Annotated in this window: 12 protein-coding genes, 1 tRNA gene and 1 pseudogene; all 14 read left to right on the top strand. The window is 58.1% G+C overall.

Going from position 1 to position 15,474, the window contains the following annotated elements:
* Positions 1-123 (top strand): annotated as a pseudogene (tuf, locus tag N8H22_RS19960) (elongation factor Tu); the annotation flags it as partial.
* A gap of 51 nt (positions 124-174) precedes the next feature.
* Positions 175-250, top strand: a tRNA-Trp gene (locus N8H22_RS19955).
* Between the two features lie 43 nt (positions 251-293).
* Positions 294-662 carry a preprotein translocase subunit SecE gene (secE, locus tag N8H22_RS19950; RefSeq protein WP_264592219.1) on the top strand — a complete coding sequence of 123 codons (369 nt, stop codon included), beginning with the start codon at positions 294-296 and terminating at the stop codon, positions 660-662.
* A gap of 9 nt (positions 663-671) precedes the next feature.
* Positions 672-1,205: a transcription termination/antitermination protein NusG gene (nusG, locus tag N8H22_RS19945; RefSeq protein WP_264592218.1), complete on the top strand. Its 534-nt coding sequence runs from the start codon at positions 672-674 to the stop codon at positions 1,203-1,205.
* Positions 1,206-1,316: 111 nt separating this feature from the next.
* Positions 1,317-1,748, top strand: a complete 432-nt coding sequence (gene rplK, locus N8H22_RS19940; RefSeq protein WP_264592217.1) for a 50S ribosomal protein L11 — start codon at positions 1,317-1,319, stop codon at positions 1,746-1,748.
* A complete protein-coding gene (rplA, locus tag N8H22_RS19935; RefSeq protein ID WP_264592216.1) occupies positions 1,748-2,443 on the top strand; it encodes a 50S ribosomal protein L1 in 696 nt (231 codons plus the stop codon). Before rplK ends, rplA begins: the two co-directional genes overlap by 1 nt.
* Positions 2,444-2,630: 187 nt before the next feature.
* On the top strand, positions 2,631-3,131 hold the full coding sequence (gene rplJ, locus N8H22_RS19930; RefSeq protein WP_003280824.1) for a 50S ribosomal protein L10: 501 nt from the start codon (positions 2,631-2,633) through the stop codon (positions 3,129-3,131).
* 72 nt (positions 3,132-3,203) lie between these two features.
* Positions 3,204-3,572: a 50S ribosomal protein L7/L12 gene (gene rplL / locus N8H22_RS19925; protein WP_014854236.1), complete on the top strand. Its 369-nt coding sequence runs from the start codon at positions 3,204-3,206 to the stop codon at positions 3,570-3,572.
* 211 nt (positions 3,573-3,783) lie between these two features.
* Positions 3,784-7,854 carry a DNA-directed RNA polymerase subunit beta gene (gene rpoB, locus N8H22_RS19920; protein ID WP_264592215.1) on the top strand — a complete coding sequence of 1,357 codons (4,071 nt, stop codon included), beginning with the start codon at positions 3,784-3,786 and terminating at the stop codon, positions 7,852-7,854.
* Between the two features lie 65 nt (positions 7,855-7,919).
* The gene (gene rpoC, locus N8H22_RS19915; protein ID WP_264592214.1) at positions 7,920-12,119 is read left to right on the top strand and encodes a DNA-directed RNA polymerase subunit beta'; all 4,200 of its coding nucleotides are present in this window, start codon (positions 7,920-7,922) and stop codon (positions 12,117-12,119) included.
* Positions 12,120-12,260: 141 nt separating this feature from the next.
* The gene (rpsL, locus tag N8H22_RS19910; RefSeq protein ID WP_003280832.1) at positions 12,261-12,632 is read left to right on the top strand and encodes a 30S ribosomal protein S12; all 372 of its coding nucleotides are present in this window, start codon (positions 12,261-12,263) and stop codon (positions 12,630-12,632) included.
* Between the two features lie 99 nt (positions 12,633-12,731).
* Positions 12,732-13,202 (top strand): 30S ribosomal protein S7, encoded by a 471-nt coding sequence (gene rpsG / locus N8H22_RS19905; protein ID WP_003291415.1) that lies wholly within the window; start codon positions 12,732-12,734, stop codon positions 13,200-13,202.
* Positions 13,203-13,231: 29 nt separating this feature from the next.
* On the top strand, positions 13,232-15,352 hold the full coding sequence (fusA, locus tag N8H22_RS19900) for an elongation factor G (RefSeq protein WP_264592213.1): 2,121 nt from the start codon (positions 13,232-13,234) through the stop codon (positions 15,350-15,352).
* A 30-nt stretch (positions 15,353-15,382) separates the two neighbouring features.
* Positions 15,383-15,474 (top strand): GTP-binding protein (locus N8H22_RS19895; RefSeq protein ID WP_031629039.1); only part of this gene is annotated, 92 nt, incomplete at its 3' end.

The following is a 15,474-nucleotide window of genomic DNA, read 5'->3' as shown; positions in this document are numbered from 1 at the left end:
GACAACGTGAAAATGGTTGTCACCCTGATCAAGCCGATCGCTATGGAAGACGGCCTGCGCTTCGCAATTCGCGAAGGTGGTCGTACCGTTGGCGCCGGCGTGGTTGCCAAGATCGTCGAATAACGATTGATCTGTTTGAAGCAGGTCGGCATAATAGTCGGCCTGACTCTTTCTAGGCCAGTAGCTCAATTGGCAGAGCGGCGGTCTCCAAAACCGCAGGTTGGGGGTTCGATTCCCTCCTGGCCTGCCAAATTCAAAGTCGAATTTTGGCAGTCTTTACAAGGTTCTAGCAGATGAATATCAAAGCTGAAGCCAAAGACACGCGCTTCGATCTGGTGAAGTGGCTTGTTGTGGCTGCTTTGGTCGCTGTTGCCGTTGTCGGTAATCAATATTACTCCGCTGAGCCGATCCTGTACCGAGTCATGGCGTTGTTGGTTGTGGCGGTGGTTGCTGGTTTCGTGGCTTTTCAGACGGCCAAAGGGCGTTCCTTCTTTATTTTGTTAAAGGAGGCTCGCGTCGAGATTCGAAAGGTCGTTTGGCCGACTCGCCAGGAAACCACGCAGACCACTCTAATTGTCGTGGCTGTGGTGTTGGTTATGGCGCTGCTGTTGTGGGGGCTCGATTCCCTGCTCGGTTGGTTAGTTTCCATGATCGTAGGTTAAGGATTTCTCGTGGCTAAGCGTTGGTACGTTGTGCATGCTTACTCGGGTTACGAGAAGCACGTCATGCGCTCGCTTATTGAGCGTGTAAAGCTCGCCGGCATGGAAGATGATTTCGGTGAAATTTTGGTCCCGACCGAAGAAGTGGTCGAGATGCGGAATGGGCAAAAGCGTAAGAGTGAGCGCAAGTTCTTTCCGGGATACGTGCTTGTTCAGATGGAGATGAACGAAGGGACTTGGCACTTGGTCAAGGATACCCCTCGGGTAATGGGTTTTATCGGTGGTACGGCGGATAAGCCGGCCCCTATTACGGATAAAGAAGCTGAGGCCATCTTGCGTCGGGTTGCCGACGGTAGTGATAAGCCTAAGCCGAAGACCTTATTCGAGCCTGGCGAGGTGGTGCGGGTTGCTGATGGTCCGTTTGCCGACTTCAATGGTGTGGTTGAAGAGGTGAACTATGAAAAGAGCCGTATTCAGGTTGCGGTGCTTATTTTTGGTCGCTCTACGCCTGTAGAGCTGGAGTTCAGTCAGGTCGAGAAGGTCTAGCTGATATAGCGTCCCGTACCCCGCAGCTGTTGGCTGCGGGGTTTTGTCGTCACTGGGATAAACAAGTCGCAAGGGGAGCCGCAAGGCGTTATCACCCGTAACGAGGTAATTATGGCTAAGAAGATTCAAGCTTATATCAAGCTTCAGGTAAAGGCCGGTCAGGCTAACCCGTCACCGCCCGTTGGTCCGGCACTGGGTCAGCATGGCGTGAACATTATGGAGTTCTGCAAGGCGTTCAACGCCAAGACTCAGGGGCAAGAGCCTGGTCTGCCAACTCCTGTGATTATCACTGTATACAGTGATCGCAGCTTCACCTTTGAAACCAAGAGTACTCCGGCGGCTGTGTTGCTGAAGAAGGCTGCAGGGATCTCCAGTGGTTCGGCGCGTCCGAACACCCAGAAGGTTGGCACTGTGACTCGTGCGCAGCTGGAAGAGATCGCGAAGACCAAGAACGCTGATCTGACAGCCGCGGATCTCGAGGCGGCCGTGCGCACCATCGCCGGCTCTGCTCGCAGCATGGGCCTGAACGTGGAGGGTGTGTAATGGCTAAGTTGACTAAACGCCAAAAGGCGATGGCTGAAAAAGTTGAGGCCGGGAAGCAGTACGCTTTTGAAGATGCTGCCAAATTGCTGTCCGAGCTGTCAGCGGTTAAGTTCACCGAATCCTTCGATATCGCTATCAATCTGGGTGTGGATCCGCGTAAATCCGACCAGGTTGTGCGTGGTGCTACAGTACTACCGAATGGAACCGGTAAGACCGTAAGGGTCGCAGTGTTCACTCAGGGCGCTGGCGCTGAAGCTGCCTTGGCTGCCGGTGCTGATCGCGTCGGTATGGACGAGTTGGCCGCAGAGATGAAAGGCGGCGATCTGAACTATGACGTCGTGATTGCCTCTCCGGATGCGATGCGCGTAGTCGGTCAGCTGGGTCAGGTTCTCGGCCCGCGCGGTCTGATGCCGAACCCGAAGGTAGGTACCGTAACTCCGGACGTCGCTACTGCAGTCAAGAACGCCAAGGCTGGTCAGGTGCGTTTCCGTACCGACAAGAACGGCATCATCCACACCTCGGTGGGTAAAGTTGGTTTCGAGGCTGGTCAGCTGAAGCAGAACGTCGAGGCGCTGCTCTCGGATTTGAAGCGTCTGAAGCCGTCGACCTCCAAAGGTATTTACGTCAAGCGCGTGACCCTGAGCACCACCATGGGTCCGGGGCTGGTCATTGATCAGGCTTCCCTGGAAGCGTAAGGCGACGACGCCCTCAGGGCGTCTGCAAGATTGGGGTCCCTGCCTGGCGGGGGCTATCCAAGACCGTAGGCGGCGAAAGCCTTAAACCACAAGCCTACGCAGAGGTGCTCCCGATTCGTACCGAATCAGACACCAAATCCAGTCCGGTTTCGACCGGATGAAACGGTAACATCCAGGAGTGTAACCCGTGGCAATCAAACTCGAAGACAAGAAGGCCATCGTCGCTGAAGTCAACGAGGCTGCCAAAGCCGCCCTGTCCGCTGTCGTGGCTGATGCCCGTGGCGTGACCGTGGGGGCCATGACCGGACTCCGTAAAGAGGCCCGCGAAGCTGGCGTTTACGTACGTGTTGTACGTAATACCCTGCTGCGCCGCGCTGTTGATGGCACTCAGTTCGAAGTGCTCAACGACGTGTTCAAAGGCCCGACCCTGATTGCGTTCTCCAACGAACATCCGGGCGCTGCTGCTCGCATCTTCAAGGAGTTCTCCAAGGGTCAGGATAAGTTCGAGATCAAGGCCGCTGCGTTCGAGGGGCAGTTCCTCGCAGCCAACCAGATCGACGTACTGGCAACTCTGCCGACCTACGACGAAGCCATTTCTCAGCTGATGAGCGTTATCCAAGGCGCCACCAGCAAGTTGGCTCGTACACTGGCGGCCGTTCGCGACCAGAAAGAAGCTGCTGCCGCTTAAGCGTGTAGATCTTTCGCAATCTTTTTTGAATTAGATGGCCGCAGGCCGTCACCTAATACAGGAACTAGAGTCATGGCTCTGACCAACGAAGACATCATCAACGCCGTTTCCGAAATGTCCGTGATGCAGGTTGTTGAACTGATCAAGGCAATGGAAGAAAAGTTCGGCGTGACCGCTGCCGCTGCTACTGTAGCTGCTGCTGGCCCGGCTGCTGCTGCTGCCGAAGAGCAGACCGAGTTCACCATCGTCCTGGCTGAAGCCGGCGACAAGAAGGTCAACGTGATCAAAGCTGTTCGCGAACTGACCGGTCTGGGCCTGAAAGAAGCCAAGGCTGTCGTTGATGGCGCCCCAGGCGTGGTCAAGGAAGGCGTCTCGAAGGAAGAGGCTGAAGCAGCCAAGAAGGCTCTGGAAGAAGCAGGCGCCAAAGTCGAGCTCAAGTAAGCGACGACCTTGCGTCTACAGCCCGAGCGACTCGCGAAAGGCTGACGGCTGGTGGCTCTTGCCACCGGCCTTTTTCCGTTATGGAAAGCCAGTCCACTGGCCTTTCTTCGGAAGCCACCTCCGGGTGGTGCGAATCAAGGGATTCGCAAGATTTTCTGGCTGCTCCCGTCGGGAGAAGCCAACAAGCAGGTGACCAAGCTGGGGAACGCTGATGGCTTACTCATACACTGAGAAAAAACGTATCCGCAAGGACTTTAGCAAGTTACCGCACGTGATGGACGTGCCGTATCTTTTGGCCATCCAGCTGGATTCGTATCGCGAATTCCTGCAGGCGGGAGCGACCAAAGATCAGTTCCGCGACATTGGCTTGCATGCAGCCTTCAAATCCGTTTTCCCGATTATTAGCTATTCCGGCAATGCAGCGCTGGAATACGTCGGCTACCGCCTGGGTGAGCCGGCTTTTGATGTCAAGGAATGTGTTCTGCGCGGTGTGACCTTCGCCGTCCCGCTGCGCGTCAAGGTGCGTCTGATCATTTTCGACAAAGAATCGTCGAACAAGGCCATCAAGGACATTAAGGAGCAGGAAGTCTACATGGGGGAAATCCCCCTTATGACCGAGAACGGTACCTTCATTATTAATGGTACCGAACGCGTCATCGTCTCTCAGCTGCATCGCTCGCCGGGTGTGTTCTTCGATCACGACCGTGGCAAGACTCACAGCTCCGGTAAGCTGCTGTACTCCGCTCGTATCATTCCTTACCGCGGCTCTTGGCTGGACTTCGAATTCGATCCGAAGGATGCCGTCTTCGTCCGTATCGACCGTCGCCGCAAGCTGCCCGCGTCCGTACTTCTGCGTGCTCTGAACTACAGCACCGAAGAAATTCTCGATGCCTTCTACGACACCAACATCTTCCATGTGAAGGGTGAGACCCTTGCGTTGGAGTTGGTGCCGCAGCGTCTGCGTGGCGAGATCGCCACCTTCGACATCAAGGATGAGAACGGCAAGGTCATCGTCGAGCAGGGTCGTCGCATCACGGCTCGCCACATCAATCAGCTCGACAAGTCCGGTATCAAAGAGCTCGAGATGCCGATGGACTACGTCTTGGGGCGTACCGTTGCCAAGGCCATCGTGCATCCGGCCACCGGCGAGATCATCGCCGAGTGCAACACCGAACTGACCGTCGACGTCATGGCGAAGATCGTCAAGGCGCAGGTCGTTCGTTTCGAGACCCTGTATACCAACGATATCGACTGCGGCCCGTTCATTTCCGATACGCTGAAGATCGACTCGACCACCAATCAGCTGGAAGCCCTGGTCGAAATCTATCGTATGATGCGTCCTGGCGAGCCGCCAACCAAGGATGCCGCCGAGACGTTGTTCAACAATCTGTTCTTCGCTTCGGAGCGCTACGACCTGTCCGCAGTGGGTCGGATGAAGTTCAATCGTCGCATCGGTCGCACCGAGATCGAGGGTTCGGGCGTTCTCAGCCGCGAAGACATCGTCGCAGTCCTCAAGACCCTGGTTGATATCCGTAACGGCAAGGGCATCGTCGACGACATCGACCACCTGGGTAACCGTCGTGTTCGTTGCGTTGGCGAGATGGCCGAGAACCAGTTCCGCGTTGGTCTGGTCCGTGTCGAGCGCGCCGTTAAAGAACGTCTGTCGATGGCCGAAAGCGAAGGCCTGATGCCGCAGGATCTGATTAACGCCAAGCCGGTCGCGGCGGCGGTGAAAGAGTTCTTCGGTTCCAGCCAGCTCTCGCAGTTCATGGACCAGAACAACCCGCTTTCGGAGATCACCCACAAGCGCCGCGTTTCCGCGCTCGGCCCGGGCGGTCTGACCCGTGAGCGTGCCGGCTTCGAGGTGCGTGACGTGCACCCGACTCATTATGGTCGTGTCTGCCCGATCGAAACCCCTGAAGGTCCGAACATCGGTCTGATCAACTCCCTGGCTGCCTATGCCCGCACTAACCAGTATGGCTTCCTGGAAAGTCCGTACCGCGTGGTCAAGGAGGGCGAAGTCACCGATGAGATCGTGTTCCTCTCGGCGATCGAAGAGGCAGACCACGTCATCGCCCAGGCCAGTGCCAAGCTGGAAGGCCGCAAGCTGGTCGATGAGCTGGTTGCCGTACGCCACCTGAACGAATTCACTGTCAAGGCGCCGGAAGACGTAACGTTGATGGACGTTTCGCCGAAGCAGGTCGTTTCCGTCGCTGCCTCGCTGATTCCGTTCCTCGAGCACGACGACGCCAACCGCGCACTGATGGGTTCCAACATGCAGCGTCAGGCCGTGCCGACCTTGCGTTCGGACAAGCCGCTGGTGGGTACCGGCATGGAGCGCAACGTCGCGCGCGATTCCGGCGTCTGCGTCGTGGCGCGTCGTGGCGGCGTGATCGACTCGGTCGACGCCAGTCGTGTGGTCGTGCGCGTGCACGATAACGAAGTCGAGACCGGCGAAGCAGGTGTCGACATCTATAACCTGACCAAGTACACCCGTTCCAACCAGAACACTTGTATCAACCAGCGTCCGCTGGTGCGCAAGGGTGACGTGGTGGAGCGTGGCGACATCATGGCCGATGGTCCGTCCACCGATATGGGTGAGCTGGCGCTCGGGCAGAACATGCGCGTCGCGTTCATGCCTTGGAACGGCTACAACTTCGAAGACTCGATCCTCCTGTCGGAGCGTGTGGTTCAGGAAGATCGTTTCACCACTATCCATATCCAGGAGCTGACCTGCGTGTCGCGCGACACCAAGCTCGGCCCAGAGGAAATCACCGCGGACATCCCGAATGTGGGTGAGGCTGCGCTGAACAAGCTGGACGAGGCGGGCATTGTCTACGTCGGTGCCGAAGTTGGTCCGGGCGATATCCTGGTAGGTAAGGTGACGCCGAAAGGCGAGACTCAGCTGACTCCGGAAGAGAAGCTGCTGCGCGCGATCTTCGGTGAGAAGGCGTCCGATGTGAAGGACACCTCGCTGCGTGTGCCGACCGGCACCAAAGGTACCGTTATCGACGTTCAGGTGTTCATCCGTGATGGCGTCGAGCGTGACTCCCGTGCGCTGGCCATCGAGAAGATGCAGCTCGACGAGATCCGCAAGGACCTCAACGAGGAGTTCCGCATCGTCGAAGGCGCCACCTTCGAGCGCCTGCGCTCGGCGCTGGTTGGTGCGACTGCCGAGGGTGGTGCTGGGCTGAAGAAGGGCGTAGTGATCACCGATGAGATTCTCGACGGGCTGGAGCACGGCCAGTGGTTCAAGCTGCGCATGGCAGAAGATGCGCTGAACGAGCAGTTGGAAAAGGCCCAGGCCTACCTGTCCGACCGCCGTCAGTTGCTCGACGACAAGTTCGAAGACAAGAAGCGCAAGCTGCAGCAGGGCGACGATCTGGCTCCGGGCGTACTGAAGATCGTCAAGGTCTACCTGGCGATCAAGCGCCGCATCCAGCCGGGCGACAAGATGGCTGGTCGTCACGGTAACAAGGGTGTCGTCTCGGTGATCATGCCGGTAGAAGACATGCCGCACGACGCGAACGGCACGCCGGTCGACATCGTGCTCAACCCGCTGGGTGTACCGTCGCGTATGAACGTCGGTCAGATTCTCGAAACCCACCTCGGCCTGGCGGCCAAGGGCTTGGGGGAGAAGATCAACCTGATGCTGGAAGAGCAGCGCAAGGTTGCTGAGCTGCGCAAGTTCCTGCACGAGATCTACAACGAGATCGGCGGTCGTCAGGAGAGCCTGGACGAGCTGAGCGATCAGGAAGTGCTGGATCTGGCGAACAACCTGCGCAAGGGCGTACCGATGGCCACTCCGGTGTTCGACGGTGCCAAGGAGCGCGAGATCAAGGCCATGTTGAAGTTGGCGGACCTGCCCGAAAGCGGCCAGATGCAGCTGTTCGACGGCCGCACCGGCAATGCCTTCGAGCGTCGTACCACGGTCGGTTACATGTACATGCTCAAACTGAACCACTTGGTCGACGATAAGATGCACGCGCGCTCGACTGGCTCGTACAGCCTGGTCACTCAGCAGCCGCTGGGTGGTAAGGCGCAGTTCGGTGGTCAGCGCTTCGGGGAGATGGAGGTCTGGGCGCTGGAAGCCTATGGCGCGGCGTACACCCTGCAGGAAATGCTCACGGTCAAGTCGGACGACGTGAACGGGCGGACCAAGATGTACAAGAACATCGTGGATGGCGATCACCGCATGGAGGCCGGCATGCCGGAGTCCTTCAACGTGCTGATCAAAGAGATCCGCTCGCTCGGTATCGATATCGATCTGGAAACCGAATAACCACGCACCGCCTATGCGGCAACCGGTCTGCGCCGGTTGCCGCAGGTCCGTGAGGAGGAAAGGCCTTGAAAGACTTGCTGAATCTGTTGAAAAACCAGGGTCAAATCGAAGAGTTCGATGCCATCAAGATTGCCCTGGCGTCGCCCGAGATGATCCGTTCCTGGTCCTTCGGTGAAGTGAAGAAGCCGGAAACCATCAACTACCGTACCTTCAAGCCGGAGCGCGATGGCCTGTTCTGCGCCAAGATCTTTGGCCCGGTCAAGGACTATGAGTGCCTGTGCGGTAAGTACAAGCGCCTCAAGCATCGCGGTGTTATCTGCGAGAAGTGCGGCGTTGAGGTCGCGCTGGCCAAGGTTCGTCGCGAGCGTATGGCGCATATCGAACTGGCTTCGCCGGTCGCTCACATCTGGTTCCTGAAATCGCTGCCGTCCCGTATTGGCCTGCTGCTGGACATGACCCTGCGTGATATCGAGCGTGTGCTCTATTTCGAGAGCTACGTGGTAATTGATCCGGGCATGACCACCCTCGAGAAGGGGCAGCTGCTCAATGACGAGCAGTACTTCGAAGCGCTTGAGGAGTTCGGCGATGATTTCGACGCCCGCATGGGCGCCGAGGCTGTACGCGAGCTGCTGAATCAGATCGATCTGGAGCATGAGATCGGCCGTCTGCGTGAAGAGATTCCGCAGACCAACTCGGAAACCAAGATCAAGAAGCTGTCCAAGCGTCTGAAGCTAATGGAAGCGTTCCACGGCTCGGGCAACCTGCCTGAGTGGATGGTCCTGACCGTGCTGCCGGTACTGCCGCCGGACCTTCGTCCGCTGGTTCCGCTGGATGGCGGCCGTTTTGCCACGTCCGATCTGAACGATCTGTATCGCCGCGTCATCAACCGTAACAACCGTCTGAAGCGCCTGCTTGACCTGTCGGCTCCGGACATCATCGTGCGCAACGAGAAGCGCATGCTGCAGGAAGCGGTCGATGCCCTGCTCGACAACGGCCGTCGCGGTCGCGCCATCACCGGCTCGAACAAGCGTCCGCTGAAGTCGCTGGCTGACATGATCAAAGGTAAGCAAGGTCGTTTCCGTCAGAACCTGCTCGGTAAGCGTGTGGACTACTCCGGTCGTTCCGTGATTACCGTCGGTCCGACCCTGCGCCTGCACCAGTGCGGTCTGCCGAAGAAGATGGCCCTGGAGCTGTTTAAGCCGTTCATTTTCGGCAAGCTGGAAATGCGTGGTATGGCCACCACCATCAAGGCGGCCAAGAAGATGGTCGAGCGCGAACTGCCCGAGGTGTGGGACGTTCTCGCCGAGGTCATCCGCGAACATCCCGTGCTGCTCAACCGTGCGCCGACGCTGCACCGTCTGGGTATCCAGGCGTTCGAGCCGGTACTCATTGAAGGCAAGGCCATCCAACTGCACCCGCTGGTCTGCGCTGCGTATAACGCCGACTTCGATGGTGACCAGATGGCCGTGCACGTGCCGCTGACGCTGGAAGCCCAGCTGGAAGCACGTGCGCTGATGATGTCGACCAACAACATCCTGTCCCCAGCCAACGGCGAGCCGATCATCGTGCCGTCGCAGGACGTGGTGCTGGGTCTGTACTACATGACCCGCGAAGCTATCAATGCTAAGGGCGAAGGTCGCGTATTCGCCGACCTGCAGGAAGTCGACCGCGTATTCCGCGCGGGAGAAGCCTCGCTGCATGCCCGCGTGAAGGTACGCATCAACGAGACCATCAAGGATCGCGACGGCAGCGTCACCAAGAACACCCGTATCGTCGACACCACTGTCGGCCGGGCGCTGCTGTTCCAAGTGGTACCGGCCGGCCTGTCGTTCGACGTGGTCAACCAGCCGATGAAGAAGAAGGCGATCTCCAAGCTGATCAACCTGTGCTACCGCACCGTTGGCTTGAAAGACACCGTCATCTTTGCCGACCAGTTGATGTACACCGGTTTCGCCTATTCGACAATTTCCGGCGTTTCGATCGGGGTGAACGATTTCGTTATCCCGGACGAGAAAGCGCGCATCATCGATGCGGCTACCGAGGAAGTGAAGGAGATCGAAAGCCAGTACGCCTCCGGCCTGGTTACTCAGGGCGAGAAGTACAACAAGGTGATCGACCTCTGGTCCAAGGCCAACGACGAAGTGTCCAAGGCGATGATGGCCAACCTCTCGAAAGAGAAGGTCATCGACCGCGAAGGGAAGGAAGCCGAGCAGGACTCGTTCAACTCGATGTACATGATGGCCGACTCGGGCGCGCGGGGTTCCGCGGCTCAGATTCGTCAGCTGGCCGGTATGCGCGGCCTGATGGCCAAGCCGGACGGCTCCATCATCGAGACGCCAATCACCGCGAACTTCCGTGAGGGTCTGAACGTACTGCAGTACTTCATCTCCACTCACGGTGCTCGTAAGGGTCTGGCGGATACCGCACTGAAGACGGCCAACTCCGGTTACCTGACCCGTCGCCTGGTCGACGTGGCCCAGGATCTGGTCGTTACCGAGATCGATTGCGGCACCGAGCAGGGGCTGCACATGACGCCGCACATCGAGGGTGGCGACGTGGTCGAGCCGCTGGGTGAGCGCGTCCTCGGTCGCGTGATCGCGCGTGACGTGCTCAAGCCTGGCACCGATGAGGTGCTGGTGCCGGCTGGTACGCTGATCGACGAGCAGTGGGTCGATTTCATCGAGCTGAACAGCATCGATGAAGTGATCGTGCGGTCACCGATCTCCTGCGAAACCCGTTATGGCATCTGCGCCAAGTGCTACGGTCGCGATCTGGCTCGCGGACATCAGGTAAATATCGGTGAGGCGGTCGGTGTCATCGCTGCACAGTCCATCGGTGAGCCTGGTACCCAGCTGACCATGCGTACCTTCCACATCGGTGGTGCGGCGAGCCGTACCTCTGCTGTCGACAACGTGCTGGTGAAGAACGGCGGTACCATTCGTTTGCACAATCTGAAGTATGTCGAACGGACTGATGGAGCGCTGGTGGCGGTGTCCCGCTCCGGCGAGCTGGCGGTAGCCGATGACTTCGGTCGTGAGCGCGAGCGCTACAAGTTGCCTTATGGTGCGGTGATCTCCATCAAGGAAGGCGACAAGGTCGAGGCGGGCGCAGTGGTCGCCAAGTGGGATCCGCACACTCACCCGATCGTGACCGAAATGAAGGGTATCGTGACCTTCGTGGGTATGGAGGAGAACATCACTATCAAGCGCCAGACCGACGAACTGACCGGTCTGACCAACATTGAGGTGATGGATCCGAAGGATCGTCCGGCAGCGGGCAAGGACATTCGTCCCGCAGTGAAGCTGGTCGATGCCAGCGGTAAAGATCTGCTGTTGCCGGGCACCGATGTGCCGGCGCAGTACTTCCTGCCGGCCAACGCATTGGTTGGGGTCGCCGATGGTGCCGAGGTGAGCGTGGGTGACGTCATTGCGCGTATCCCGCAGGAAACCTCCAAGACCCGCGATATCACCGGTGGTCTGCCGCGTGTTGCCGACCTGTTCGAAGCACGTCGTCCGAAGGAACCGTCCATCCTGGCGGAAATCAGCGGTACGATTTCGTTCGGCAAGGAAACCAAGGGCAAGCGGCGCCTGGTCATCACGCCTACAGACGGCAGCGATCCTTACGAGGAGCTTATTCCGAAGTGGCGTCACCTCAACGTCTTCGAAGGCGAGCAGGTGAACAAGGGTGAAGTCATCTCCGATGGTCCGAGCAACCCGCACGACATTCTGCGTCTGCTGGGTGTTAGCGCGCTGGCCAAGTACATCGTCAACGAGATCCAGGACGTGTACCGCCTACAGGGTGTGAAGATCAACGACAAGCACATCGAGACCATTCTGCGTCAGATGCTGCGCAAGGTTGAGATCACCGAGTCGGGCGATTCCAGCTTCATCAAGGGTGACCAGATGGAGTTGACTCAGGTGCTGGAAGAAAACGAGCGTCTGAGCGAAGAGGACAAGTTCGTCGCCAAGTACGTGCGCGTCCTGCTGGGTATCACCAAGGCTTCGCTGTCGACCGAATCGTTCATTTCCGCTGCGTCCTTCCAGGAAACCACGCGCGTACTGACCGAGGCGGCCGTTACCGGCAAGCGCGACTACCTGCGCGGCCTGAAGGAAAACGTGGTCGTGGGTCGTCTGATCCCGGCCGGTACCGGTCTGGCCTATCACAGCGAGCGCAAGCGCAAGCGTGATGCGGAGAAGCCGGTTCGTGTGAGCGCCGATGAGGTCGAAGCGGCTCTGACCGAGGCGCTGAACTCCAGCGGTAACTGAAAGTGCTGGGCCCCGGCTGGCAGCCGGGGCTTGCCTTGACGGTGGGCGAGAAGCTCTTTAGACTCTCGTACCCCTAATTTGGCGGGGCTTTGTGCCCTGCCATTTTTCGTTTGTGTCGAAAGACAACAGTGGAGCTAGTAGATGGCAACTATCAACCAGCTGGTACGTCAGCCGCGTAAGCGGGTCGTCGAGAAAAGCGACGTCCCTGCGCTGCAAAACTGCCCGCAACGTCGTGGCGTGTGCACCCGTGTGTACACCACCACGCCGAAGAAACCGAACTCTGCGCTGCGTAAAGTGTGCCGTGTTCGCCTGACCAATGGCTATGAAGTCGCCTCGTACATCGGCGGTGAAGGCCACAACCTGCAAGAGCACAGCGTAGTGCTGATCCGTGGTGGTCGTGTAAAAGACCTTCCGGGTGTGCGTTACCACACCGTGCGCGGCTCGCTGGATACCTCCGGCGTGAAAGACCGTAAGCAGGGTCGTTCCAAGTACGGCGCCAAGCGTCCGAAGTAAGCGTTATTTCTATTTATTTGAGTCGATAAGAGTAAGGTCGGGCGTGGCTTGATTGTCACCGTTCCGAGCTAACCTGAAGACCGTTTTGAGGGCTTATCAATGCCAAGACGTCGTGTAGCGGCCAAGCGCGAGATCCTAGACGATCCGAAGTACGGAAGTCTGATCCTGGCCAAGTTCATGAACCACGTGATGGAGAGCGGCAAAAAAGCCGTTGCCGAGCGTATCGTTTATGGTGCTCTGGACAAGGTCAAAGAGCGCAAGAATGGCGACCCCCTGGAAATCTTCGAAAAAGCACTCGACGCCATCGCTCCGCTGGTCGAAGTGAAGTCCCGCCGTGTAGGTGGTGCGACTTACCAGGTTCCGGTCGAAGTTCGTCCGTCCCGTCGTAATGCGCTGGCCATGCGTTGGCTGGTGGATGCTGCGCGTAAGCGCGGCGAGAAGTCCATGGCTCTGCGCCTTGCTGGCGAGCTGCTGGATGCTTTTGAAGGTAAAGGCGCTGCCGTGAAGAAGCGCGAAGATGTGCATCGTATGGCTGAAGCCAACAAGGCCTTCTCGCACTACCGCTTCTAATCTAGGCGAAATTCTACGAGGACCTTATTGTGGCCCGTACTACCCCGATCAACCGCTACCGTAATATCGGTATCTGTGCCCACGTCGACGCGGGCAAGACCACTACTACCGAGCGGATTCTGTTTTATACCGGCCTCAGCCACAAGATGGGTGAAGTGCACGATGGCGCCGCGACCACCGACTGGATGGTTCAGGAGCAAGAGCGTGGTATCACCATTACCTCTGCTGCTGTAACGACCTTCTGGCAGGGCTCGCGCGGTCAATACGACAACTATCGCGTCAACGTCATCGATACTCCAGGGCACGTTGACTTCACCATTGAGGTAGAGCGCTCGCTGCGTGTTCTCGACGGTGCCGTCGTTGTGTTCTGTGGCACCTCCGGTGTCGAGCCGCAGTCGGAGACCGTGTGGCGTCAGGCCAACAAGTATGGTGTTCCGCGCATCGTCTACGTGAACAAGATGGACCGTCAGGGTGCCAACTTCCTGCGCGTCGTTGGGCAGATCAAGCAGCGCCTGGGTCACACTCCGGTTCCGGTTCAGCTTGCAATCGGCTCCGAAGAGAACTTCCAAGGTCAGATTGATCTGATCAAGATGAAGGCCATCTACTGGAACGAAGATGACAAGGGCACCAGCTACCGTGAGGAAGAGATTCCTGCGGAGCTGATGGATCTGGCCGAAGAGTATCGTTCCAACTTGATCGAGGCTGCGGCCGAGGCCAATGAGGAGCTGATGAACAAGTATCTCGAGGGCGGCGAGTTGTCCGTCGACGAGATCAAGGCCGGTTTGCGTCAGCGGACCATTGCCTGCGAAATCGTTCCTGCGGTCTGTGGTTCGTCCTTCAAGAACAAGGGCGTGCCGCTGGTGTTGGACGCGGTCATTGACTACCTGCCAGCGCCGACCGAGATTCCGGCCATTCAGGGTGTCAATCCGGACAACGAAGAGCAGGTAGACGAGCGTCACGCAAGCGATGACGAGCCGTTCTCCGCGCTGGCGTTCAAGATTGCGACCGATCCGTTCGTCGGTACTCTGACTTTTACCCGTGTTTACTCCGGTGTTCTCGCGTCTGGTGACTCGGTGATTAACTCGGTTAAGGGTAAGAAGGAGCGTGTGGGTCGGATGGTGCAGATGCACGCCAACCAGCGCGAAGAGATCAAGGAGTGCCGTGCCGGTGACATCGCTGCCCTGATCGGCATGAAGGATGTCACCACGGGTGACACTCTCTGCTCGATCGACAAGCCGATCATTCTCGAGCGCATGGACTTCCCGGAGCCGGTTATCTCGGTCGCCGTCGAGCCGAAGACCAAGGCTGACCAGGAAAAAATGGGCATCGCTCTGGGCAAGCTCGCTCAGGAAGATCCGTCCTTCCGGGTTCAGACCGACGAAGAGACCGGTCAGACCATTATCTCGGGCATGGGTGAGCTTCACCTCGACATTCTCGTGGATCGGATGCGTCGCGAGTTCAACGTCGATGCGAACATCGGTAAGCCTCAGGTTTCCTACCGTGAAACCATCACCAAGGACAACGTCGAGATTGAAGGCAAGTTCGTTCGTCAGTCTGGTGGTCGTGGTCAGTTCGGTCATTGCTGGATTCGCTTCTCGACTCCGGACGTGGACGAGAAGGGCAACATCACCGAAGGTCTGGTGTTTACCAACGAAGTTGTCGGGGGGGTAGTTCCGAAGGAATACATCCCGGCGATCCAGAAGGGTATCGAAGAGCAGATGAAGAACGGCGTTGTCGCCGGCTATCCGCTGATCGGCCTGAAGGCGACCGTGTTCGATGGTTCCTACCACGACGTCGACTCCAACGAGATGGCGTTCAAGGTCGCGGCCTCCATGGCGACCAAGCAGTTGGCCCAGAAGGGCGGCGGCAAGGTGCTTGAGCCGATCATGAAGGTCGAGGTGGTGACCCCTGAGGACTACATGGGCGACGTGATGGGTGACCTGAACCGTCGTCGCGGTCTGATCCAGGGTATGGAAGATTCGGTCTCCGGCAAGGTTATCCGTGCTGAGGTTCCGCTCGGAGAGATGTTCGGTTACGCAACCGACGTTCGTTCCATGTCTCAGGGTCGCGCGAGCTACTCCATGGAATTCTCCAAATACGCTGAGGCTCCGGCGAACATCGTCGAGACGCTCGTCAAAAAACAAGGTTGATTCAGCCCTTTAAGTAAGAGGTTTACTGTCGTGGCTAAGGAAAAATTCGAACGTAACAAACCGCACGTCAACGTCGGTACCATTGGTCACGTCGACCATGGCAAGACCACGCTGACTGCTGC

The sequence above is a fragment of the Stutzerimonas sp. S1 genome, assembly GCF_025966695.1.
Taxonomy (GTDB): domain Bacteria; phylum Pseudomonadota; class Gammaproteobacteria; order Pseudomonadales; family Pseudomonadaceae; genus Stutzerimonas.
The sequence above is the reverse complement of the archived record's forward strand: the minus strand, read 5'-3'. Positions and strand labels throughout refer to the sequence as shown.

Coding starts and splice junctions, on each gene's coding strand:
- secE (WP_264592219.1), top strand. CDS start 294: ATGAATATCAAAGCTGAAGCCAAAGACACGCGCTTCGATCTGGTGAAG.
- rplK (WP_264592217.1), top strand. CDS start 1,317: ATGGCTAAGAAGATTCAAGCTTATATCAAGCTTCAGGTAAAGGCCGGT.
- rplA (WP_264592216.1), top strand. CDS start 1,748: ATGGCTAAGTTGACTAAACGCCAAAAGGCGATGGCTGAAAAAGTTGAG.
- rplL (WP_014854236.1), top strand. CDS start 3,204: ATGGCTCTGACCAACGAAGACATCATCAACGCCGTTTCCGAAATGTCC.
- rpoB (WP_264592215.1), top strand. CDS start 3,784: ATGGCTTACTCATACACTGAGAAAAAACGTATCCGCAAGGACTTTAGC.
- rpsL (WP_003280832.1), top strand. CDS start 12,261: ATGGCAACTATCAACCAGCTGGTACGTCAGCCGCGTAAGCGGGTCGTC.
- rpsG (WP_003291415.1), top strand. CDS start 12,732: ATGCCAAGACGTCGTGTAGCGGCCAAGCGCGAGATCCTAGACGATCCG.